Origin of the sequence: Enterobacter cloacae complex sp. S2, assembly GCF_015159675.1 — a bacterium.
Taxonomy (GTDB): domain Bacteria; phylum Pseudomonadota; class Gammaproteobacteria; order Enterobacterales; family Enterobacteriaceae; genus Enterobacter; species Enterobacter intestinihominis.
In genome coordinates, this window is sequence record NZ_JADDTS010000009.1 from 107,183 (window position 1) to 129,103 (window position 21,921).

The 21,921-nt window shown below is 54.4% G+C and carries 22 protein-coding genes; 11 read left to right on the top strand and 11 right to left on the bottom strand.

All coding sequences use genetic code 11. The features are described from left to right. Positions 1-25: 25 nt before the first annotated feature. From IPZ49_RS06095 to IPZ49_RS06115, 5 genes are all read right to left on the bottom strand, one after another. Complete coding sequence (locus tag IPZ49_RS06095) at positions 26-742, bottom strand: ABC transporter ATP-binding protein (RefSeq protein ID WP_058688579.1); 717 nt, start codon at positions 740-742, stop codon at positions 26-28. After that, on the bottom strand, positions 739-1,614 hold the full coding sequence (locus IPZ49_RS06100; RefSeq protein WP_015570244.1) for an ABC transporter ATP-binding protein: 876 nt from the start codon (positions 1,612-1,614) through the stop codon (positions 739-741). The genes IPZ49_RS06095 and IPZ49_RS06100 overlap by 4 nt, the downstream gene beginning before the upstream one ends. Further along, the gene (gene livM / locus IPZ49_RS06105) at positions 1,611-2,885 is read right to left on the bottom strand and encodes a high-affinity branched-chain amino acid ABC transporter permease LivM (protein WP_015570245.1); all 1,275 of its coding nucleotides are present in this window, start codon (positions 2,883-2,885) and stop codon (positions 1,611-1,613) included. The genes IPZ49_RS06100 and livM overlap by 4 nt, the downstream gene beginning before the upstream one ends. A gap of 11 nt (positions 2,886-2,896) precedes the next feature. Further along, positions 2,897-3,811, bottom strand: a complete 915-nt coding sequence (locus tag IPZ49_RS06110) for a branched-chain amino acid ABC transporter permease (protein ID WP_003859667.1) — start codon at positions 3,809-3,811, stop codon at positions 2,897-2,899. A gap of 68 nt (positions 3,812-3,879) precedes the next feature. Further along, a complete protein-coding gene (locus IPZ49_RS06115) occupies positions 3,880-5,001 on the bottom strand; it encodes a branched-chain amino acid ABC transporter substrate-binding protein (RefSeq protein ID WP_003859669.1) in 1,122 nt (373 codons plus the stop codon). Positions 5,002-5,412: 411 nt separating this feature from the next. Between IPZ49_RS06115 and IPZ49_RS06120 the strand changes: the two genes are divergently transcribed. Then, positions 5,413-6,081 (top strand): YecA family protein, encoded by a 669-nt coding sequence (locus IPZ49_RS06120; protein WP_058688581.1) that lies wholly within the window; start codon positions 5,413-5,415, stop codon positions 6,079-6,081. Between the two features lie 316 nt (positions 6,082-6,397). Here the strand turns inward: IPZ49_RS06120 and tyrP are convergent, their stop codons facing one another. Beyond that, the gene (gene tyrP, locus IPZ49_RS06125) at positions 6,398-7,609 is read right to left on the bottom strand and encodes a tyrosine transporter TyrP (protein ID WP_058688692.1); all 1,212 of its coding nucleotides are present in this window, start codon (positions 7,607-7,609) and stop codon (positions 6,398-6,400) included. Between the two features lie 191 nt (positions 7,610-7,800). Between tyrP and IPZ49_RS06130 the strand changes: the two genes are divergently transcribed. Beyond that, entirely contained in the window at positions 7,801-8,037 is a 237-nt protein-coding gene (locus IPZ49_RS06130) for a YecH family metal-binding protein (RefSeq protein ID WP_063932732.1), read from the top strand. Between the two features lie 36 nt (positions 8,038-8,073). Here the strand turns inward: IPZ49_RS06130 and ftnA are convergent, their stop codons facing one another. Further along, positions 8,074-8,571, bottom strand: coding sequence for a non-heme ferritin (gene ftnA, locus IPZ49_RS06135; protein ID WP_003859676.1), 498 nt, complete (start codon positions 8,569-8,571; stop codon positions 8,074-8,076). Between the two features lie 200 nt (positions 8,572-8,771). Beyond that, positions 8,772-9,110: a YecR family lipoprotein gene (yecR, locus tag IPZ49_RS06140; protein ID WP_015570249.1), complete on the bottom strand. Its 339-nt coding sequence runs from the start codon at positions 9,108-9,110 to the stop codon at positions 8,772-8,774. A gap of 245 nt (positions 9,111-9,355) precedes the next feature. Here yecR and IPZ49_RS06145 point away from each other — a divergent pair, with 245 nt between their 5' ends. Next, entirely contained in the window at positions 9,356-9,994 is a 639-nt protein-coding gene (locus tag IPZ49_RS06145; RefSeq protein WP_003859680.1) for an RpiB/LacA/LacB family sugar-phosphate isomerase, read from the top strand. Between the two features lie 42 nt (positions 9,995-10,036). Here the strand turns inward: IPZ49_RS06145 and IPZ49_RS06150 are convergent, their stop codons facing one another. After that, positions 10,037-11,455: an MFS transporter gene (locus IPZ49_RS06150; protein ID WP_058688583.1), complete on the bottom strand. Its 1,419-nt coding sequence runs from the start codon at positions 11,453-11,455 to the stop codon at positions 10,037-10,039. 214 nt (positions 11,456-11,669) lie between these two features. Here IPZ49_RS06150 and azuC point away from each other — a divergent pair, with 214 nt between their 5' ends. Together azuC and IPZ49_RS06160 are read left to right on the top strand one after the other, a co-directional pair. Beyond that, complete coding sequence (azuC, locus tag IPZ49_RS06155; RefSeq protein WP_003859682.1) at positions 11,670-11,753, top strand: stress response protein AzuC; 84 nt, start codon at positions 11,670-11,672, stop codon at positions 11,751-11,753. A gap of 106 nt (positions 11,754-11,859) precedes the next feature. After that, complete coding sequence (locus IPZ49_RS06160) at positions 11,860-12,111, top strand: DUF2766 family protein (protein WP_003859683.1); 252 nt, start codon at positions 11,860-11,862, stop codon at positions 12,109-12,111. Positions 12,112-12,191: 80 nt separating this feature from the next. On the opposite strand, the gene IPZ49_RS06165 is transcribed toward IPZ49_RS06160, so the two are convergent. Next, entirely contained in the window at positions 12,192-13,535 is a 1,344-nt protein-coding gene (locus tag IPZ49_RS06165; protein WP_063932733.1) for an anaerobic C4-dicarboxylate transporter, read from the bottom strand. 576 nt (positions 13,536-14,111) lie between these two features. Then, positions 14,112-14,615 carry a non-heme ferritin-like protein gene (locus IPZ49_RS06170; protein WP_017384424.1) on the bottom strand — a complete coding sequence of 168 codons (504 nt, stop codon included), beginning with the start codon at positions 14,613-14,615 and terminating at the stop codon, positions 14,112-14,114. A 503-nt stretch (positions 14,616-15,118) separates the two neighbouring features. Between IPZ49_RS06170 and IPZ49_RS06175 the strand changes: the two genes are divergently transcribed. The 6 genes from IPZ49_RS06175 (at position 15,119) to otsA (ending at position 21,919) form a co-directional block, all read left to right on the top strand. Beyond that, positions 15,119-15,676: a DJ-1 family glyoxalase III gene (locus IPZ49_RS06175; protein ID WP_063932805.1), complete on the top strand. Its 558-nt coding sequence runs from the start codon at positions 15,119-15,121 to the stop codon at positions 15,674-15,676. Between the two features lie 316 nt (positions 15,677-15,992). Further along, entirely contained in the window at positions 15,993-16,982 is a 990-nt protein-coding gene (araF, locus tag IPZ49_RS06180) for an arabinose ABC transporter substrate-binding protein AraF (RefSeq protein ID WP_017384422.1), read from the top strand. A 71-nt stretch (positions 16,983-17,053) separates the two neighbouring features. Further along, complete coding sequence (gene araG / locus IPZ49_RS06185) at positions 17,054-18,568, top strand: L-arabinose ABC transporter ATP-binding protein AraG (protein ID WP_003859688.1); 1,515 nt, start codon at positions 17,054-17,056, stop codon at positions 18,566-18,568. Between the two features lie 14 nt (positions 18,569-18,582). Beyond that, complete coding sequence (araH, locus tag IPZ49_RS06190; RefSeq protein ID WP_003859689.1) at positions 18,583-19,563, top strand: arabinose ABC transporter permease AraH; 981 nt, start codon at positions 18,583-18,585, stop codon at positions 19,561-19,563. A gap of 153 nt (positions 19,564-19,716) precedes the next feature. Beyond that, the gene (gene otsB / locus IPZ49_RS06195) at positions 19,717-20,520 is read left to right on the top strand and encodes a trehalose-phosphatase (RefSeq protein WP_033486793.1); all 804 of its coding nucleotides are present in this window, start codon (positions 19,717-19,719) and stop codon (positions 20,518-20,520) included. Further along, on the top strand, positions 20,495-21,919 hold the full coding sequence (otsA, locus tag IPZ49_RS06200) for an alpha,alpha-trehalose-phosphate synthase (protein ID WP_015570257.1): 1,425 nt from the start codon (positions 20,495-20,497) through the stop codon (positions 21,917-21,919). Before otsB ends, otsA begins: the two co-directional genes overlap by 26 nt. The last annotated feature ends 2 nt before the right edge of the window (positions 21,920-21,921 follow it).

Below are 21,921 nucleotides of genomic sequence, written 5' to 3' on the forward strand. Positions count from 1 at the left end.
TTTTTCTCACTATAGCCTTTTCGTTTCACACGCCACCCAGATACGCCTTCCTCACCTCCGGATCCTTCAGCAACGCCTCGCCGCTGCCGCTTAACCGAATCTGCCCGTTAACCATCACATAGCCGCGGTCGGACAACTTCAGCGCGTGGTGCGCATTCTGCTCGACCAGAAAAATCGTCATTCCGTTACGGGCCAGTTCGCGCAGCGTCTGGAAAATCTGTTTAACCACGATTGGCGCGAGGCCGAGGCTGGGTTCATCCAGCAGCAGAAGTTTAGGACGGCTCATCAGCGCGCGGGCGATAGCCAGCATCTGCTGTTCACCGCCGGAGAGCGTCATCGCCCGCTGGTAACGTCGCTCCTTGAGGCGGGGGAAGAGGTCGAACATGCTTTGCATATCTTCCGCTGCATGCTGATTGCCGACGGGGATTGTCCCCATCAGCAGGTTCTCTTCTACAGACATATCCGGGAAAATGCGTCGTCCCTCAGGTGCCTGCGCGATGCCGCCGGTGGCAACATAGTGGGTGGATTTGTGGCTGATATCCTCGCCGCAGAAGAGGATCTGCCCGTTGCGGATCCGGGGCTGACCAAAGACAGACATCAGTAATGTTGACTTCCCCGCGCCGTTAGCGCCAATCAGGGCCACGGTTTCCCCTTTGTTAACCTCAAGCGAAACCTGCTTCAACGCCTGGATCACCCCGTAGAAAACATCCACATCCTGAAACTGAAGCATCGGTTCGCTCACAGATTTACCTCGCTTTCGTCGGTGCCCAGATACGCGGCAATCACTTTTTCATTGTGCTGGATTTCAGCCGGTTTACCTCTGGCAATCACATCGCCATGATCGAGCACAATGATGTCATCTGAAATGCCCATCACCATCCCCATATCATGCTCGATCAGCAGAACCGTGATGTCATGGTGGTCGCGCAGGAACCGGATGATCTCACTCAGCTTGTGCGTTTCCACCGGGTTCAGGCCGGCAGCAGGTTCATCGAGACAAATCATCTCCGGGCCGGTACACATGGCGCGGGCGATTTCGAGGCGTCGTTGCTGGCCATAGGACATTTCCCCGGCCAGACGGTTCGCGCAATCCACCAGATCCACCACCTCCAGCCAGTAAAACGCCCGGTCCAGCGCATCGTTCTCTGAGCGACGATACGCAGGGGTGTTCAGCACCCCCGCCAGCAGATTGCGGTTGACGCGCATGTGCTGTGCCACCAGCAGGTTTTCCACAACGGACATCTCGCGGAACAGGCGGATGTTCTGAAACGTGCGCGCAAGACCCGCGCGGTTCACCAGATGCGTGCCGCCAAACATCTTATAGAACAGGCGTTGACCAAGCTGCGCCGGGTTGAGCCAGTCGCCCGGCTGGAATTTCTGGCCGAGCACCTGAATGACATTGGTGGTTTTATTTCGTGCATTGAACAGAATGTTGCCGCCGGAGGCCCGGTAGAAACCGGTCAGGCAGTTAAAGACGGTCGTTTTTCCCGCGCCGTTAGGCCCAATGAGTGCGGTAATGGAGCCGCGCTGCACCTCAAGATTGACGTCGTTTAAGGCCTTGATCCCGCCGAAGTGCATCATCAGATGTTCTACACGTAAAATCGTTGCGTTCATGGCGCCACTCCTTTACGCACGGCAAATCCGCTGCGGTTGATGCGGATCAGACCGCGAGGACGCCAGATCATCATCACCACCATCAGCATGCCAAACAGCAGCACGCGATATTCCGCAAAGCTGCGCAGCAGTTCCGGCGTGACGGTCAGCACAAAGGCGGCCAGTACGACGCCGACGGTGGAGCCCATCCCGCCCAGGACCACAATGGCGAGGATCAGGGCCGATTCAAAAAAGGTGAAAGAGGTCGGGTTTACAAACCCCTGGTAGGTGGCAAAAAACACCCCGGCGATACCTGCCGTCGATGCGCCCAGGGTGAAGGCCGAGAGTTTGACCAGAACGTGATTTAGCCCCATTGAACGGCAGGCAATCTCATCCTCACGGAGCGCTTCCCACGCCCGTCCAATGGGCATTCGGGTCAGCCGGTGTTTAATGTACAGCACCAGCATGACTACCAGGAACAGCACCGCATAGATGAAGATAAACTTCAAGTTGGGGTTATAGGTCAGGCCGAAGAACTCGTGGAAGGGGACGCCGCCTTCTTTGGCGCGTCGGCCAAACTCCAGGCCAAAAAAGGTCGGGGCAGGGGCTGAAACGCCGTTAGGCCCGCCGGTGAAGGTGAGCCAGTTGTTCAGCACCAGGCGGATGATCTCGCCAAACCCGAGCGTGACGATGGCGAGATAATCCCCGTGCATGCGCAGCACCGGAAAGCCGAGCAGGGCGCCCGCGCCCGCGGCCATTAGCGCCGCCAGCGGCAGCATGCTCCAGAACCCAAGCCCCAGATACTGATACCCGAGCGCCAGCCCGTAAGCGCCGATGGCATAGAAGGCGACATAACCCAGATCCAGCAGCCCTGCCAGGCCAACAACAATGTTCAGCCCAAGACCGAGCAGGACGTAGATCAGTCCGAGAATGGCAACCGTCAGAACGTATTTAGTGGCCACAAACGGGAAGCAGATCGCCAGCGTGACAATCAGCGGAATGATCCAGCGCATGCGGCTTTTATACGCCGGCGGCCGGACATACACCCCCGCATTGTCGGATTCAAACCGTGCCTGTAAACGTCTTCCGGCCGCCGTAGCTGAAAAGGCGCTCAGCAAAAAGCGTCCCACCATCACCGTGCCTACAATCCACGCCAGCCGCTGGCCGTCAAAGGTAAAGCTGTAACCATCCAGTATCACGCCCGCAATCGGGCCGAAAATAATCAGGGCGATCATTCCGGAAAAAATCGAGTCCAGAATGCAGCGCTTCAGGGAAAAACCGTCAGAGGTCATCGCGTTGTTCCTTACACTTTAGCCACGACAGGGCGGCCCAGCAGCCCCTGAGGACGGAAGATCAGAATTAAGACCAGCAATCCAAACGAGAACACGTCTTTATAATCCGAGTTCACCATCCCGGAGAATTGCGCTTCTGCGACGCCCAGAATCAGCCCGCCAAGCATCGCGCCGGGCAGAGAGCCGATGCCGCCCAGCACCGCCGCAGTAAAGGCCTTGATGCCGATAACGAACCCGACGTAAAAATCAAAGGTGCCGTAATTCATGGTGATCAGCACGCCCGCCAGCCCGGCCATGGCTGCGCCGATAACAAACACCAGCGAAATAATTCTGTCGGTGTTGATACCCAGAATGGAGGCCATCTTACGATCCTGCTGCACCGCACGGCACATGCGTCCTAAGCGGGTACGGTTGATAATCCAGGTCAGCACCAGCATGCCCGCGAACGAGGCGATGAGAATAAAGACTTTGGTATAGGTTATCTGGACAAACCCTTCGCCAAGGTGAAAACGCAGCACGCCATCCAGCATGGTAGGCACGCCCTGCTGGCGCGGGCCCTGGCTGAGCTGGACGTAGTTTTGCAGTATCAACGACATCCCGATGGCCGAAATCAGCGGCGCCAGACGCGTCGAGTTGCGTAGCGGCTTATAGGCGATGCGCTCAATCGTCCAGCCATAAACGCCGGTGACCACGATGGTGAAAACCAGCGTCCCCAGGATCAGCAGCGGAAAGGAGTGGAGTCCAAAAAACGCCAGCAGGGCCAGGCCAATGGCCGAGAGATAGGCGGAGATCATATACACTTCGCCATGGGCGAAATTGATCATACCGATGATGCCGTACACCATGGTGTAGCCGATGGCGATAAGACCGTAGACCGAACCCAGCGTTAAGCCATTAATTAATTGTTGCAGGAAGAATGTACTCATGGTCGCGCACCTGAATAAAGGGTTACGCCGACAGTCAGACCTGCCGGCGCTGAGCAGATTCCGTCCCGTTATGGCACTTCTTTATATTTGCCTTTGTCATCCCACTGGTAGACCACGTAGTCAGAGACTTTGAGGTCACCTTTGCTGTCCCAGGCTTTTTTACCCATCACCGTGTCGACAGGGTTGGCCTTCAGCCACTCGCTGGCTTTTGCGGAATCCGTCCCTTTCGTGGCCTTGAATGCCGCCGCGATAGCCTGCACAGACGCGTAGGCGTAGAGGGTGTATCCTTCAGGTTCAAATTTACCGGTGCGGAATTTCTCGATGACGGCTTTTCCGTCCGGGATCAGGCGCGGATCTTTACCGAAGGTCATGTAAATACCGTTGGTGTACTGCGCCCCACCGGCGGCGGTGACCATCTCTTCATTGACGATACAGTCTCCCGAGAAGAACTTCGCCTGCACGCCCTGTTCACGCATCTGGCGAACCAGCGGACCCGCTTCCGGGTGACAGCCCCCGAAGAACACCACGTCCGGTTTTTGTGCGCCAATTTTGGTCACCAGCGCGTTAAAGTCTTTCTCCCCGCGGGATAACCCTTCGTACATCACCTCCTTCACGCCGCGTTTCGCCAGCGCCGCCTTAGTGGCGTCCGCCAGCCCCTGGCCGTAGGTGTCTTTATCGTGGATGATGACCACCCGTTTGGCTTTCAGCTTATCAAGAATGAAATCGCTGGCGACCTGGCCCTGCTGGTCGTCACGTCCGCACATGCGAAATATATCGCTCATGCCACGTTCGGTAATAAGCGGGTTCGTTGAGCCGGGGGTGATGGAGAGGATCCCGGCATCGCTGTAGACCTCGGAGGCGGGCATGGTCGACGAGGAGCAGAAGTGGCCGACGACCGCTTTCACCTTATCCTGATCGACTAAGCGGTTGGCAACGGCGACGGCCTGTTTGGGCTCGCAGGCGTCGTCGCCCTGAACCAGTTTGATTTTCTCACCGTTGATCCCGCCGGCGGCGTTAATGTCTTCTGCCGCCTGCGTAGCGCCATGCCAGTATTGATCGCCGTAGGTTGCGTTCGGGCCTGTGAACGGCCCGGCCACGCCGATGACGATATCGGCCTGCGCGGAAAAGGCCGTCACCAGACAACCGGCCAGCACCAGGGAGAGGGGAGTTTTGGTAAATTTCAGCGACATTATTATGTTCCTTAGCAAAGAGGTTTTTGCACCAGGTAGAAACCCGAACGCCTGATGGCATCGTAAATCCAAAAACAAGAGCGAGAACAAAATGCACTTTAGAAGCAATCTCATGCTTAATACGGCGAGGATCCCACGCACCGCGAAGCGCGCAGAACATTAAGCAAAAAGGTTGCCAGAATGGTTAATCCCTTGACCGGGTCACAACACGTTGAGTATAGAGCGCCGTTTTATGCGCCTTTGCGGGATGAGATGAATTTACAGCGGAGATCACATCTCCTTAACAACAAAGCCCATAAGTTGTGCAACGGTCACGATTTGCACGTTTTTGCAGCAATAAAGACCTAAACTTCAGATAGGCACGCGCGGCGATATATGTCAGGATCGTTTTTTTTATCAGGAGTATCAGCAATGGCTGAAGGCCCATTAAATGAAAGCGAGATGGCGTGGCTGGAAGAGACATTAATCTCTTACGGTCACGACGATGCATCCGTGATTGACGTGTCCGAACTGGACGGCATGCTTACCGCAGTACTTTCCGGTCCCGTTGTGGTGGAGCCCGACACCTGGCTGGTGGCGGTCTGGGGTGGTGAGAAATATATTCCGCGCTGGAAAAACGATCGTGAGATGAACCGTTTTATCGATCTCTGCTTTAAGCACATGAACGATATTGCCGAGCGTTTGAGCGAATACCCGGATCAGTTTGAACCGCTGTTTGGCTATAACGACGTTGACGGTCAGAGCTATACCGTGGTGGAAGAGTGGTGCTATGGCTACATGCGCGGCGTGGCGCTGACGGACTGGTCATCCCTGCCGGAAGCGCTGGAAGCGGACCTGGCGGTGATTGCCCTGCACGGGACGGAAGAGAACAGCGAGAAGCTGGATGCGCTGACCGAAGAGGAGTACATGGCCAGCATCGAAAGCATTCAGCCTGCGGCGCTGCGTTTGTATAATTACTGGGTGGCTAACCCGCAGCAGCCGGAAGCGAAAAAGCCGATCGTGAACGGGTCGAAGGTGGGGCGTAACGATCCGTGCCCGTGCGGGAGTGGGAAGAAGTTTAAAAGCTGCTGCATGCATTAAATCATTAATTACTGTGGCCTGAATGGGGCACGGGTGTTGAGTCCCCGCTAAAATCGGCGAACCGGAGACCAGATGACAAGGGCTGGACGCCATGGATGGCGGCCAGAGGCGAATCGAGACAGGATGTCGAGTTGAGCCGACCGCAGGCAGATGGTCGGGAGGTGAGCGCAGTGCGAAGCACCGATTTTCCGCGGGGCCGCGGGGATTGATAAGGGGGCCGCGGCGGCCCCCTTATCCCGTTCACATGCTGTGAAAAAATTATATTCTGTTGATCTTAAGGTGAACGGAACAGTACCTCAGGACCTGTATAAATAAGTTATCCCACTTCCGGCAGCATCCCCGCTGCAATCAAAGTCTGCACCAGAATAATCACCACCCCACAACCAAACACCGCGCAAAGCATTGGCGTACCGCCCGCTACGCGATACCCCTGCTGCGGATGTTGCTGGCGGCTCTTCCACGCCAGCAGGGAAGGCAGCAGCAGGGCCAGTACCGATAACGCCACGCCAGCATACCCCAGCGCCATCACAAACCCGCGCGGGTAAAAGAGCGCGAAGGCCAGCGGCGGCAGGAAGGTCATCGCCCCCGTCTGCAAGCGTCCGGCAACGGTATTGCGACGCTGGAACAGATCCGCCATATAGTCAAACAGGCCAAGCGCCACGCCGAGGAAGGACGTTGCCAGCGCCAGGTCTGCAAACAGATGTACCGCCAGCTCCACGTGTGAAGAGGCCACCACGTTACGCAGGGCAACCAGGAATCCATTCAGACCAGAATGCTCTGCCATCAGGCCGATAAAGGTATTGGAATCAATACTGCCCAGCGTCACCAGCTGCCAGAACAGGTAAGCAATCAACGGAATGGCGCTGCCGATAACAAAGACGCGGCGCAGCTTGCGAATATCACCGTTCATATAGCTCACGATGCTCGGCACGCTGCCGTGAAAACCGAAGGAGGTGAAAATAACCGGGATGGCCGAAAGCGCCAGACCTTTCTCCAGCGGGAGGGAGAGCAGGTTAATCTTGTGAACATGCGGTGCCAGCAGCACCAGCATCACAATCAGGAAGAGAATTTTGGCGCTGAACAAAAAACGGTTAAACAGATCGACCAGCGATGTGCCCGCACAAACCACGCCGCCACCGATCAGCGTAAAGACAATGGCGCCTGTTTCCGGTGAAAGTGACGCACCGAAGCCGTCATTGATACTTGACGCAATCAGCTCCCCGGCGCCGCTGATGTAAGCGGCAGTCAGGGCGTACATCAGGAACATCATGCTGAAACCGGTGATCCACTGCCCGTAGCGTCCAAGATAGCGTGCAGCCAGGGAGCCTAAGCCAGTATCGGCAGGGACATGCTGATAAACCTCCAGCAATAATAGCGCGGTGTAACACATCAGGGCCCACAGACCACCCAGCAGCACTACGGTAACCCCAAACCCGACGCCGGCGGCAGCCAACGGCATGGCCAACATTCCTGCGCCAATTGTCGTTCCGGCGACGATAAAAATACTTCCCAGAGTTCTGTTCTTCACGCTTTCCTCTATAACGCTTCCATACCGCGACTCATTCTGCGGCGCAGAGTAAGGGAAAAGCACCATCTCGTCAAATCACCGTTACATGGGGTGTAATGATTAATTTACAAAAAGAAAAGGGTAACCTGAGCCAGCGCAAAGCGTGCCGTGGAGGGAACGTTTAGTCTGCTTTTTATTTGCGAGAGGTAACCATGTCAATTCACGGACACGACGTGCTGAATATGATGATTGAGTCAGGTGAGCGCTATACGGAGGAGAGTCTGGTTGAGGCGATACATGCCCGCTTTGGCGAAGCGGTGCGTTTCCATACCTGTTTAGCTTCAGAGATGACAGCCGCGGAGCTGGTGGCGTTTTTGGCGGCGCGCGGAAAATTCATTCCAGCAGCAGACGGATTTTCCACTCACGAAAGTAAAATCTGCCGCCATTAAATAATGCGGTGCTGAAAACTCAGCACCGCTTTTCTGTTAATTCTGGGTATCGAGCGTCGACAGCTCTTTATCAATGAAGTACAGACCTTCCCCGGATTTACCTGCCAGAGATAATTTATCCAGCACGGATTTAAACAGCTTCTCTTCTTCGTGCTGTTCAGCCACATACCACTGAAGGAAATTAAAGGTTGGATAATCCTGGCTGGTCATGGCGGCATGAGCCAGTTCATTAATTTTCTGGGTGATCAGCTGTTCATGCTCATAGGTGGCGCGGAACAGTTCATCAAGAGAGCCGTATTCGGCAAAAGGCGATGCCACGTTATCAATGCGCGGCAGGCTGCCGGTGTCCGTCAGGTAATCAAACAGACGCTGCATGTGCGTCATCTCTTCCTGGGCATGACGACGCAGGAAGGCGGCCGCCCCTTCAAAGCTGTGATAGCTGCACCAGGCGCTCATCTGCTGATAAAGCAGGGAAGAAAAAAGCTCAAGATTCATTTGCGCATTGAGCTTGTCGATCATTTCAGTTTTTAACATGGTGCAGCTCCGGTTTATTAATTCTGGTTCACGATGAGCGACACTATAATTTGTTATTTAATTATTTGCAAAAAGTAAAATAAATATTTCTTTATTAAAAATACGAATGGGAATAAAACGCATTGCCGCCATTTATATTTATTAATGAGAATTGTTTTAGTTCTTATTAAATAAACTGCCAGCGTGACTGGCAGTAGCGGTTAATACCACGGATTCTGGCTGGAAGAGGTAACAGCATATCCCTGACATTTATACTGAATGGTCACACTTTCGTTCAGACAGAGTGAACCGCTGATCAGGGTGCAGGTTTTAATTGGCTGCCCGTAGGCTGACGCAGTGGCGTAGCCCATATGTTGACAGGCTTTGGTTGCCGTACCGTTATTAACATACTCATCAGACCAGGCGTTTTGCAGCATGGCCTGGCCATAGTCGAGGCGCACAATTCCGTTTGGGGCATCCGTACTGCTGACTTCTGCCTGACGGTTGATACTGCACCCGGCGAGCAACAGGATCGTTCCGGCTATGATTACACGTTTCATGGTTCACTCTGCGTGACGGGAAATACGCCATTGTAACCAACGCGATGGTACGCAATGGCTGGAATAGCCGGAGGATCTGCCCTCTCACTGTGCAACGAGCCGGGCCACCGCGCGAAATTGTGAGCGCATCTTTGTTTTTTAAAACAAGTTTTCACTTAATTTGAAAGTGCGTTTGTTTGATAGTAAGGTTAAGTTGAAAAGGTATCCACAGCGGGATCGCCCGCCATGCATTCAGGAGAGACAAGATGAAAATTGCACTGATGATGGAAAACAGCCAGGCCGCTAAGAATCCCATCATCCTTAATGAGCTGAAAGCCGTTGCTGATGAGAAAGGTTTTCCGGTCTATAACGTCGGTATGAGTGATGAGAACGATCATCATCTCACCTATATTCACCTGGGCATCATGGCGAGCATTCTGCTTAACGCTAAAGCCGTTGATTTTGTTGTTACCGGCTGCGGTACCGGGCAGGGCGCGCTGATGTCCTTGAACATCCATCCGGGTGTGATTTGCGGTTACTGCATCGATCCTGCGGATGCTTTCCTGTTTGCGCAAATCAACAACGGTAACGCGCTTTCTCTGCCGTTTGCGAAGGGCTTCGGCTGGGGGGCAGAACTGAACGTACGCTTTATCTTTGAGAAAGCGTTTACCGGACGCAATGGCGAAGGCTATCCACCAGAGCGTAAAGAGCCGCAGGTGCGTAACGCCGGGATCCTGAACCAGGTGAAAGCGGCGGTGGTGAAAGAAAACTATCTGGATACCCTGCGAGCAATCGATCCTGAGCTGGTTAAAACAGCCGTATCAGGCCAGCGCTTCCAGCAGTGCTTCTTCGAGAACTGCCAGGACAAAGAGATTGAAGCCTTCGTGCGCGGTATTGTTGGCTGATTTACTTTGCCGGGCGGTGCGTTGCCTGCCCGGCAGATAGTGTTACTTTTTCGATGAGACCGCGCTGCCCGCATCTTTAGTCAGACGCAGCGTGTCAACCATTCCCACCAGGCAGATCAGCGCGATTGCCACAAATGCCAGCCGGAAGCTCATTCCCGGCATACCGGCAACCCCCATCGCCTCACTGACTTTTTCCCCGATACGAATACCAATCGCCCCGAGCGTGATCCCAAGCCCCACGGCAAGCTGCGTTGCGGTTGAAAACAGAGTATTGGCATAGCTCATCTGCGCCGATGGCACATCCGCAAAAGCCAACGTACTGATGGCTGTAAACTGAATCGAACGGAAAACGCCGCCCAGATAAAGGATCAGCATGATGAGCCACGCGGGCGTCTGCGGCGTAAGAAACGCGCAGGCCAGCAACGCCAGGACATTCAACGCACCGTTAATCAGCAACAGCCGCTTAAACCCCAGGCTGCGGATAAGCGGCGTCGTCGCCGGTTTAATGGTGAGATTGCCAACGAAAACCGCCAGCACCAGCAGGCCAGAATGGAACGCGTCCATGCCAAAGCCGACCTGGAACATCAGCGGTAACAGGAACGGAACCGCGCTGATGGAGGCGCGAAACAGCGATCCGCCGTACAGGGTGACGCGAAACGTCGGCACCTGCATCGCATCGAGCCTGATCATCGGCCAGGTTGCCCGCTTAAAGTGACGCAGCGCCAGGCTTAAGGCGACGACACCGACGATAAACAGCGTGGCGGTTAATCCTGTTCGCAGAGGCTCTGCGCCCATCAACTCCATCGCATAAACCAGGCTCACCATGGCAAGGGTGGTGACAACAAAACCCGGTAAATCAAACGGTCGGCGCGTATCTTCATGCAGGTCTGGAATGATGCGCAGTGCCAGCAAAATGGCGATTATCCCCAGCGGCACGTTAATAAAGAAGATCCAGCGCCAGTCGGCATAGCTGGTAATGAACCCACCCAGCGGCGGGCCGATGATCGGCGCGACCAGCGCAGGCCACGTCAGGGTGGCGATTGCCGTGATGAGCTGATGTTTTGGCGTGGTGCGTAGCACGGCCAGGCGACCTACGGGCACCATCAGCGCACCACCCATGCCCTGGAGGACGCGCATCGCAACGAACTGATCGAGCGTGGTGGACAGGCCGCAAAATACCGAGGCCAGCGTGAAGATCGCCAGCGCGAGGGCAAACACTTTTCGCGCGCCGAAGCGGTCGGCGATCCAGCCGCTGGCGGGGATCAGCACGGCCAGGGTGATCAGATAGGCGCTGATGCCGATATTCAGATCCACCGCCTGGTCGCCGAAGCTTTTTGCCATATCCGGTAACGCGGTGGCGATCACCGTCCCATCCAGAAACTCCATAAAGAAAGCACCGGCCACCAGCAGCGCCGCAGGCGATAATCCACGGCTCTCTTTGCCGGATACGTTTTCACTCATTCTCTTCCTGCCCGCTCAAAAAATTTTATAAACATTTACTGGAATTTATAAGCCTGTAACGTGCGGATTTATCATGGCTTTTTTTAACAAACCAGCAGCACTGAGGGTTTAATAACCGTGATGCAGGTCACAAAATGGTTGATTTTTGTGATGGTGGTCATATTATAAGCGTATTGACAATAACACCTGCATAACACGTTACTGGAGCAACATAATGAAACTGCGCAAAATCCTGAAAAGCATGTGGGCAAACTACTGCACAACGTTTAAAGACGTCCCACCGGGTGCGATGTTCTGATAAAAAAACCTGCTTCGGCAGGTTTTTTTATGTCTGCGGACGACGAGAGGGAGATGGAAGGGCGTCTGTTTTGCTACTATGGCGCCCTTTGAATAAGGAGAACCCCATGTCACAAAACCTGAGCGCCGATCAGGAACTGGTATCTGACGTCGTCGCCTGCCAGCTGGTTATCAAACAAATCCTTGATGTGATTGACGTTATCGCGCCGGTTGAGGTACGCGAAAAGATGTCGACCCAGCTGAAAAACATCGATTTCACCAACCATCCTGCTGCGGCGGACCCGGTTACGCTCCGCGCGATCCAGAAAGCGATTGCGCTGATTGAACTCCGCTTCACACCGCAGGGTGAGTCTCACTAAAATAAACCGATGTTTTAAAATTAGAAACTCTTTTCTGCTTTTACGTCGAAGGGCGACAGAGCCTGTCGCCCGCAGAAGGATCAGAAGAACGTCTGCACCAGCAGATAGCTCACCACGCAGGCACAGCTGACGCCAATCAGCCCCGGCAGAATAAAGCTGTGGTTGATGATGAATTTACCGATGCGGGTGGTGCCGGAGCGATCGAACCCGATACAGGCCAGATCGCTCGGATAGGTGGGCAGCACAAAGTAGCCGTAGGATGCCGGGAAGAAGGCCACCAGCATTTTCGGATCGATGCCCAGCATCAACCCCATCGGGGCGACCGCGGTCAAGGCCGCAGCCTGGCTGTTGACCAGTTTTGATACCAGGAACAGCACGATGGCATACGTCCAGGGATGACTTTTCACCACCCCCTCCAGCGCCATTTTCAGCTCGTCGAGATGCGCCTGAAAAAAGGTATCGCTCATCCACGCCACTCCAAACACCGAGAAAATCGCGACCATCCCCGCCTTAAATACCGCCCCGTTTGAAATGGCCGACGCATTCACCTTGCAGGTCATCAGCATGATGGCCCCGGCGATCAGCATCATCATTTGAATGACAAGGTTCATCGACAGGGCTGTCATTTTCCCTTTGATCTCAAACGCCGGACGCAGCTCGGGCAGCGCACCCAGCAGGACCACTATGGCAATCCCGGCGAAGAAGATCCACGTGGACCAGTAGGCCTGTTTCGGGAAACGTTGATCCATCAACGTCTCCGTTCCTCCATAGATAAACTCCCGCTGTTTCAGATCTTTCAGCTTTTCCTGAAATTCAGGATCGTCTGCGAGGTTTTTCCCGCGACGCAAGCTCCACAGTGCCGCAATGGCGACGCCAGACAGTGAGGCCGGTACGGAGACCGCAAGAATTTCGAGGATCCCCCACGCGTGGCCGATACCGTGCTGCGCACCAAGAATCGAGACCAGCGAAACGACGGCCACGGAAACGGGGGAGGCGGTGATCGCCATCTGAGATGCCACCGAGGCCACCGCCATCGGCCGTTCCGGGCGTATGCCTTTTTTCAGGGCGATATCCGCGATAATGGGAAACATGGTGTAGACGACGTGCCCGGTCCCGCACAGGAAGGTCAACATCCAGGTGGTAAACGGTGCGAGAAGGGTGATGTGCTGGGGATGTTTACGCAGCAGGCGCTCTGCAAACTGCATCATTACATTCAGGCCACCGGCGGTCTGTAGCGTGGCCGCACAGCCGATGACGGCGAGGATCGTGAGCATCACGTCAACCGGCGGTTTACCGGGTTGCAGACCAAAGACAAAACTCAAAACAAACAGGCCGATGCCGCTTATCAGCCCCAGGCCCATCCCGCCGAAGCGGGTGCCTATCAGCAGGCAGAGAATAATGACAATAAACTCAATGGTGATCATGATGCTCCCTCGTTAATGAATGTAATTAAACAAATCATTACACGATGTATGGTTATTCATTGGGAGCAAGATCTGATTTGTTAAATGTCAGTAAAAGCAGGGAGTTGGTACCCACTCCCTGACGGGCTGAGGGATCCCCAGTAATTTGAAAGCAAAAGCGATAACGTTGCCTTCAGAATAACTGAAGGCTTTCAGCGATGCCTCGGTCCGGCTGTAAATCGCTGAGGCGTTTCCTGTAGGCCGGGGCGAGGCGCAGGGATGCGCCGAGAGGGCGGGCTTTACAGGGATGTTACCTCCGCCCGTCCCCGATAAGCCGGAAGGAATAAGCCGAAGGTACCGCGAAGCGGCGATTTTCCGCCGGAAGCCCGGGTCGCCAGGGTGGTGGCGACTGAGCCACCCTGGCACGTTCACCGGTTATGCCGTGACAGAGTAGCAAGGAACATAAAGTGAACGGAATGACCACCAGAGCCGTATGTTCCCCCTCACCCCAGCCCTCTCCCTCAAGGGAGAGGGGGCCGTCTGTGCAGGCATTATTTTGTGGGGAACTCTCAGCCCTGACGGGAGCGGGTGAAGGACCTAGTGGTGTTGCACGGTAGCAATGTCGAGAAGATGGCGGTCCGTCTGCTCCAGACAAATCCCCGCGCGTTTCGCGTTGCGGATTTCATCTGCGAGCGTCTTCAGCAGCATGCCATCCTGCTGCTGCTCTCTGTCCATATCACGTAAAAACTTGAGGGTAATGATGTCCCGTTGCGCTTTGGCTTCATCAGCCAGTTTGCTCAGCTTCGCACAGCGTTGCTCATACTCTTCGAGCGTTTTCTGAAACAGTTCTTCCAGAGAAGTGTAATTATCTTCAATCGTTTCAAGCTCTTTGACGGTAGGGTTTGCCCCGACAGCTTTCAAAAAATTAAAGACGCGCATCATGTGCGTGACGTTACTTTGCGCCTGAGTACGAAAGAAGGTGGCAGTGCCGTTGAGGCTTTTTCTGGAACACCACGCGCTCAAATGCAGATGCAGATTTGAAGCATAAAACTCCAGGTTCATCTGGGCATTCAGTTTTTGCATCATCGTTTGGGTAGTCATTCTCATATCCTTATTGACTGTGGGACTTGATGTCCGCTACTTAACCTGACCCGGCAGGTATTGACGATTGAATGGCAGAAATAGATTTCTGCAAGGTAAAAAACTCGAAAATTCACTTCCTGTGTTCGATTTAAATAAGCATACGCTTCTCTTTGACTTAAGAAAACTCTTAATAAGGCTGTGTTTACCATACATTACAAATTTAAATATAGCCCAGAATAGAAAGAGGGTTAAGAGATTGTATTTAATATAACTTGTTGATTTTAATGGGTGTGAAATTAATATCGCTCATTTTTATCGTTTCAGGAAACGTTCTTTGGCGGGAAATTCTGTAAAAGTGTTAAATCAGAAATAATATCTGCAAATATATCCTGTCGTATCAAATTTGAGCTAAATCAATTTTCACTCAATATACGGTTCTGTGATCGCGTCGCAAGATTGTGATCTGATAAAGAGTGAAAATGAAACACTGTTTTACATCTTTTCATTCGTTGAGGTTTATGATGGCTAACGTTGCGGTGCTGCTGGCACCCGGTTTTGAAGAAGCAGAAGCGATTATCACGATTGATATTCTGCGGCGTTTACAGATTGAGGTGGAGACGCTGGCCTGTGCGGAGTCCCGTGCGGTAGTGAGTTACCACAATATCCCCATGGTGGCTGACAGTACGTTAACGGAGCGCATTAATACGCTGTATGACGCAGTCGTGTTGCCCGGTGGGCCGCAGGGGAGCGTCAATCTTGCGGCTAGCCAGGAGGTGCTCCGCTTTGTTTCCGCCCATGACGAGCAGGGCAAACTCATCTGCCCGATCTGCTCTGCGGCCGCGCGGGTGCTGGGCGGTAACGGGCTACTGAAGGGGCGTCGCTACGTCTGTTCCGGCGATCTCTGGCAGAGCGTTGATGATGGAGTATATGTAGATGCGCCGGTCGTGGTGGATAATAACCTCATCAGCGGCAAGGGGCTGGGGCACGCTTTTGACTTTGCGCTGGCGCTCTCTGCTCGTCTGTTGGGTGACGACGCCCCCGTGCGCGATCATGCTGAACACATCTATTACCGCTGGTAATTTTTCTGCCGGGCGCTAAGGCGTCCGGGTTACAGGGATTTCTTAGCTGACCTTATGGATAATCCTGCTTAACTCCCTTCCATTTGTAGGACAATTAGGTCCTTTTTTATGTCATTTTTCGCTGAATTTATGTACGCAATTACTGTAATTCTGCGGTGTGATGTCGCTCTCTTATGGATGATTAATTTCCCGCTAAAACTATCTCCAGCAATAACGCTTATGACGAGGTAAGCGCTAATGCCTTGTTTTAAGTCCGATTAAATAAGTTGTTCGCCATTATTCCCTACAGATAAGAATGCTAAAGCTGGAGTTTACCATGCACAAATTTACTAAAGCGCTGGCGGCCATCGGCCTGGCTGCCGTTATGTCACAATCCGCTATCGCTGAAAATTTAAAGCTCGGTTTTCTGGTTAAACAGCCGGAAGAGCCGTGGTTCCAGACCGAATGGAAATTTGCTGATAAAGCCGGAAAAGATTTGGGATTTGAGGTAATTAAAATCGCCGTACCTGACGGTGAGAAAACGCTGAACGCCATTGATAGCCTGGCGGCCAGCGGCGCGAAAGGTTTCGTTATCTGTACGCCGGATCCAAAACTGGGGTCAGCGATTGCCGCGAAAGCGCGCGGTTACGACATGAAAGTGATTGCGGTGGACGATCAGTTCGTGAACGCCAAAGGTAAACCGATGGATACCGTTCCGCTGGTAATGATGGCGGCCACTAAAATCGGTGAGCGTCAGGGCCAGGAGCTCTACAAAGAGATGCAAAAACGCGGCTGGGATGTCAAAGAGACCGCCGTGATGGCCATTACCGCTGACGAGCTGGACACCGCCCGTCGTCGTACCACCGGGTCCATGGACGCCCTGAAAGCGGCTGGCTTCCCGGAAAAACAGATCTACAAAGTTCCGACCAAATCCAACGATATTCCGGGCGCCTTTGATGCGGCGAATTCCATGCTCGTCCAGCATCCGGAAGTGAAGCACTGGCTGGTGGTGGGGATGAACGACAACACCGTACTGGGCGGCGTGCGTGCAACGGAAGGCCAGGGCTTTAAAGCACCGGACGTGATCGGGATCGGCATCAACGGCGTTGACGCCGTGAGCGAACTGTCTAAAGCGCAGGCGACCGGTTTCTACGGCTCTCTGCTGCCAAGCCCGGATGTCCACGGCTATAAATCCAGCGAAATGCTCTACAACTGGGTGACCAAAGGGGTTGAGCCGCCGAAATTCACCGAAGTGACCGATGTGGTGCTGATCACCCGCGATAACTTCAAAGAGGAGCTGGCGAAAAAAGGACTGGGCGGTAAGTAATACGCTGTGATTGCGCCCCTCACTCACCGTGAGGGGCCAGACGTACACACTACAGGAATCACGGAGTCGTTATGCAACAGTCTGATCCGTATCTCTCTTTCCGCGGCATCGGTAAAACGTTCCCCGGTGTAAACGCGTTGACCGATATCAGCTTCGACTGCTATGCCGGCCAGGTTCACGCCCTGATGGGGGAGAATGGCGCGGGAAAATCCACGCTGCTAAAAATTCTCAGCGGCAACTACACGCCCACCACCGGCACGCTGGCTATTCGCGGCGAAGAGGTGGCCTTTGCCGACACCACGGCAGCGTTAAATGCGGGCGTCGCTATCATCTATCAGGAGCTGCATCTCATTCCTGAAATGACCGTGGCGGAGAACATCTATCTGGGCCAGCTTCCGCATAAAAGCGGCGTGGTCAACCGCTCGCTGCTCAACTATGAAGCGGGCTTGCAGCTCAAGCACCTTGGGCTGGATGTCGATCCGCAAACGCCCCTTAAGTATCTCTCCATCGGCCAGTGGCAGATGGTGGAAATTGCCAAAGCGCTGGCACGTAACGCCAAAATTATCGCTTTTGACGAGCCAACCAGCTCGCTCTCGGCGCGTGAAATAGAAAATCTCTTTCGCGTGATCCGCGAGCTGCGCAAAGAGGGCCGCATCATTCTGTACGTTTCTCACCGAATGGAAGAGATTTTTGCCTTAAGCGATGCCATCACCGTGTTTAAAGATGGCCGCTACGTGCGCACCTTCACCGATATGCAGCAGGTCAACCATGACCAACTGGTGCAGGCGATGGTCGGACGCGATCTCGGGGATATTTACCACTGGAAACCGCGCGAGTATGGCCCTGAGCGTCTGCGTCTGGATAACGTCAAAGCCCCGGGCGTGCGCACGCCCATTTCACTCTCGGTGCGCAGCGGCGAAATCGTCGGGCTGTTTGGCCTTGTGGGGGCAGGGCGCAGCGAGCTGATGAAAGGGCTGTTTGGCGGCACCCGAATAACCCAGGGCCAGGTTTTCGTCGACGGGAAAAAGGTCGATATTCAGAAGCCTGCGCAGGCGATTAACGCGGGGATTATGCTCTGCCCGGAGGATCGAAAGGCCGAGGGCATCATTCCGGTGCACTCGGTGCGCGACAACATCAACATCTCTGCCCGGCGCAAGTTCATCCGCGCGGGATGTCTGATTAACGACGGCTGGGAGGCGAGCAACGCGGATCACCATATCCGTTCGCTGAACATCAAAACCCCCGGGGCTGAACAGCTGATCATGAACCTGTCCGGCGGCAATCAGCAAAAAGCCATTCTGGGGCGCTGGCTGTCGGAAGATATGAAGGTCATTTTGCTGGATGAGCCAACGCGCGGTATCGACGTGGGGGCGAAACACGAAATCTATAACGTCATCTATGAACTGGCAAAACGCGGTGTGGCGGTCCTGTTCGCCTCCAGCGATCTGCCTGAGGTGCTGGGCGTTGCCGACCGCATTGTTGTGATGCGTGAAGGTGAAATTGCCGGTGAATTGCTGCATGAACAGGCGAATGAACAACAGGCGTTGAGTCTCGCCATGCCTAAAGTTAGCCAGGCTGTCGCCTGAGTAAGGAGTCAATGATGTCTTCTGTTACTACATCCGGAGCGCCGAAGTCGGCTTTCAGTTTTGGCCGCATCTGGGACCAGTACGGCATGCTGGTGGTCTTTGCTGCCCTGTTCGTCGCCTGCGCGATTTTTGTGCCGAATTTCGCCACGTTCATCAATATGAAGGGGCTGGGGCTGGCTATCTCCATGTCCGGCATGGTGGCCTGCGGAATGCTGTTCTGCCTGGCCTCCGGCGATTTTGACCTGTCGGTTGCCTCGGTGATTGCCTGTGCTGGCGTCACCACTGCCGTGGTGATCAACATGACCGAAAGCCTGTGGATCGGCGTGCTGGCCGGGCTGCTGCTCGGCGTGCTGAGCGGCCTGGTGAACGGGTTTGTCATTGCGCGCCTGAAGATTAACGCCCTGATTACGACGCTGGCGACCATGCAAATCGTGCGCGGTCTGGCCTATATCATCTCCGACGGGAAAGCCGTGGGGATTGAAGACGAGCGTTTCTTCACGCTGGGCTATGCCAACTGGCTGGGGCTGCCTGCGCCAATCTGGCTGACGGTAGGCTGTTTGATCCTGTTCGGTTTCCTGCTTAACCGCACCACGTTTGGCCGTAACACGCTGGCGATTGGCGGCAATGAAGAGGCGGCGCGTCTGGCGGGTGTTCCGGTCGTACGGACCAAGATCATTATCTTCGTGCTTTCCGGGCTGGTATCGGCGGCGGCGGGGATTATTCTGGCGTCGCGTATGACCAGCGGCCAGCCAATGACCTCCATTGGTTATGAGCTGATCGTCATCTCAGCCTGCGTTTTAGGGGGCGTTTCCCTCAAGGGCGGCATCGGAAAAATCTCATATGTGGTGGCGGGGATCCTGATTCTGGGGACCGTGGAGAACGCCATGAACCTGCTTAATATTTCTCCGTTCTCTCAGTACGTCGTACGCGGCCTGATCCTGCTGGCAGCGGTGATCTTCGACCGTTACAAGCAAAAAGCGAAGCGTACCGTCTGATTTATTTTTAGCCATCAATATGCTCAACTATTAACCATAGTTGACCCCCTGACCGGCCCGCCAGTTTTGATGACGGGCCGGTTGCCAAATGGCGAGCACCGTCACACTGTCTATACTTACATGGCTGTTTTGTTCACTGTAAGGAGGATTAGGGTGGCTGACTTGTTAACCGCACCGCCTGTACTGCCCGGAAAATTTGCTTTCTTTTTTGACCTCGACGGGACGCTCGCCGGGATTGAACCGCATCCGGATGACGTCGTTGTACCGGACACGGTGTTAGAGAATTTGCAGCAGCTCTCCCGACAGAACGAGGGGGCACTGGCATTGATTTCAGGGCGCTCAATGGCCGAGCTGGACGTGCTCGCCAGTCCTTATCACTTTCCGCTGGCCGGTGTGCACGGAGCGGAGCGCCGCGATATCCATGATCAACTGCATATAGTTTCACTCCCCGACACGCTGATTCAGGCGCTGCATGCGCAACTCTCTTCGGCTCTGGAAATGCTTCCCGGTACGGAACTGGAAGCCAAAGGCATGGCCTTTGCGCTGCACTACCGTCAGGCGCCCCATCATGAGGCGGCGATATTTGCGGTGGCAAGAAGCGTGGCGGAAGCCCATCCGGAGCTGGCGTTACAGCCGGGTAAATGTGTGGTCGAGATTAAACCGGCAGGAATTAATAAAGGCGCTGCCATTGCAGCGTTTATGGCGGAAGCGCCGTTCAAAGGGCGTACGCCAGTCTTTTTTGGGGATGACCTTACCGACGAGGCCGGGTTCAGGGTGGTAAACCAGGCCCAGGGCATGTCTGTCAAGGTGGGATCTGGTGAAACCATTGCCGGATGGCGGCTGGAAAATGTCGCCAGCGTCTGGCAGTGGATATCTGACGTCGCTAACCAGCAACAACAACAAATAGCGCAAAACAACGGGAGAAATCATTATGGGTCGCTTAGTCGTCGTCTCTAATCGCATCGCACCGCCGGATGATAAAAAAGCCAGTGCCGGTGGCCTGGCGGTCGGGGTATTAGGTGCCCTCAAAGCCGCGGGTGGTCTCTGGTTTGGCTGGAGCGGGGAAATCAGTAATGATGAGAAACCGCTAAAAAAGGTGTCACGGGGCAATATCACGTGGGCCTCCTTCGCCCTTAGTGAGAAGGACTACGATGAATATTATTCCGAGTTCTCAAACGCCGTGCTGTGGCCAGCGTTCCACTATCGTCTGGATTTGGTGAAATTCCAGCGTGAATCCTATGAAGGCTACATGCGCGTTAACGCGCTGCTGGCAGATAAACTGCTGCCGCTAATCGAAGAAGACGATATTTTATGGATCCACGATTACCATCTGCTGCCCTTCGCCAGGGAGCTGCGTAAACGGGGTGTGAAGAACCGGATCGGCTTCTTCCTGCATATTCCGTTCCCGACCCCGGAGATCTTTACGGCGCTGCCGCAGCATGATGAAATTCTTGAAGCATTGTCTGATTACGACCTGCTCGGTTTCCAGACGGAAAATGACAGGCTGGCGTTCCTCGACAGCGTGTCGGGTAAAACCCGGCTGGTCACTCACGGCGGCAAATCTCACACCGCGTGGGGACGAAATTTCCATACCGAAGTCTACCCGATTGGTATTGAGCCAGACGAAATCGCCGAGCAGGCCTCTGGTCCGCTGCCGCCGAAGCTTGCCCAGCTCAAGGACGAACTCAAGCACGTTAAGAATATCTTTTCGGTTGAACGACTGGATTATTCCAAAGGGTTGCCGGAGCGATTCCTCGCTTATGAAACCCTGCTGGATAAATTCCCGCAGCATCACGGCAAGATCCGCTATACCCAGATAGCGCCGACCTCGCGCGGTGAGGTTCAGGCTTACCAGGATATTCGTCACCAGCTGGAGACCGAAGCAGGGCGCATCAACGGGCGCTATGGTCAGCTCGGCTGGACTCCACTTTTCTATCTGAATCAGCACTTTGAGCGCAAAATCCTGATGAAAGTGTTCCGCTATGCGGACGTCGGGCTGGTCACCCCGCTGCGCGACGGGATGAATCTGGTGGCAAAAGAGTATGTAGCAGCACAAGATCCTGCTGACCCGGGCGTGCTGGTGCTGTCCCAATTTGCCGGTGCGGCAAACGAGTTAACCTCGGCGCTGATTGTGAACCCTTACGATCGCGATGATGTGGCAAATGCCCTGAACCGCGCGTTAACCATGCCGCTTGCGGAACGTATTTCACGTCATTCAGAAATGATGGAGACCATCGTTAAGAATGATATCAACCGCTGGCAGGCGCGTTTTATTGACGATTTGCGCGCGATCCAGCCGCAAACTCAGGAAGGTGATCTGCAAAAAAAGATCGCGACCTTCCCTAAACTCGCCTGATT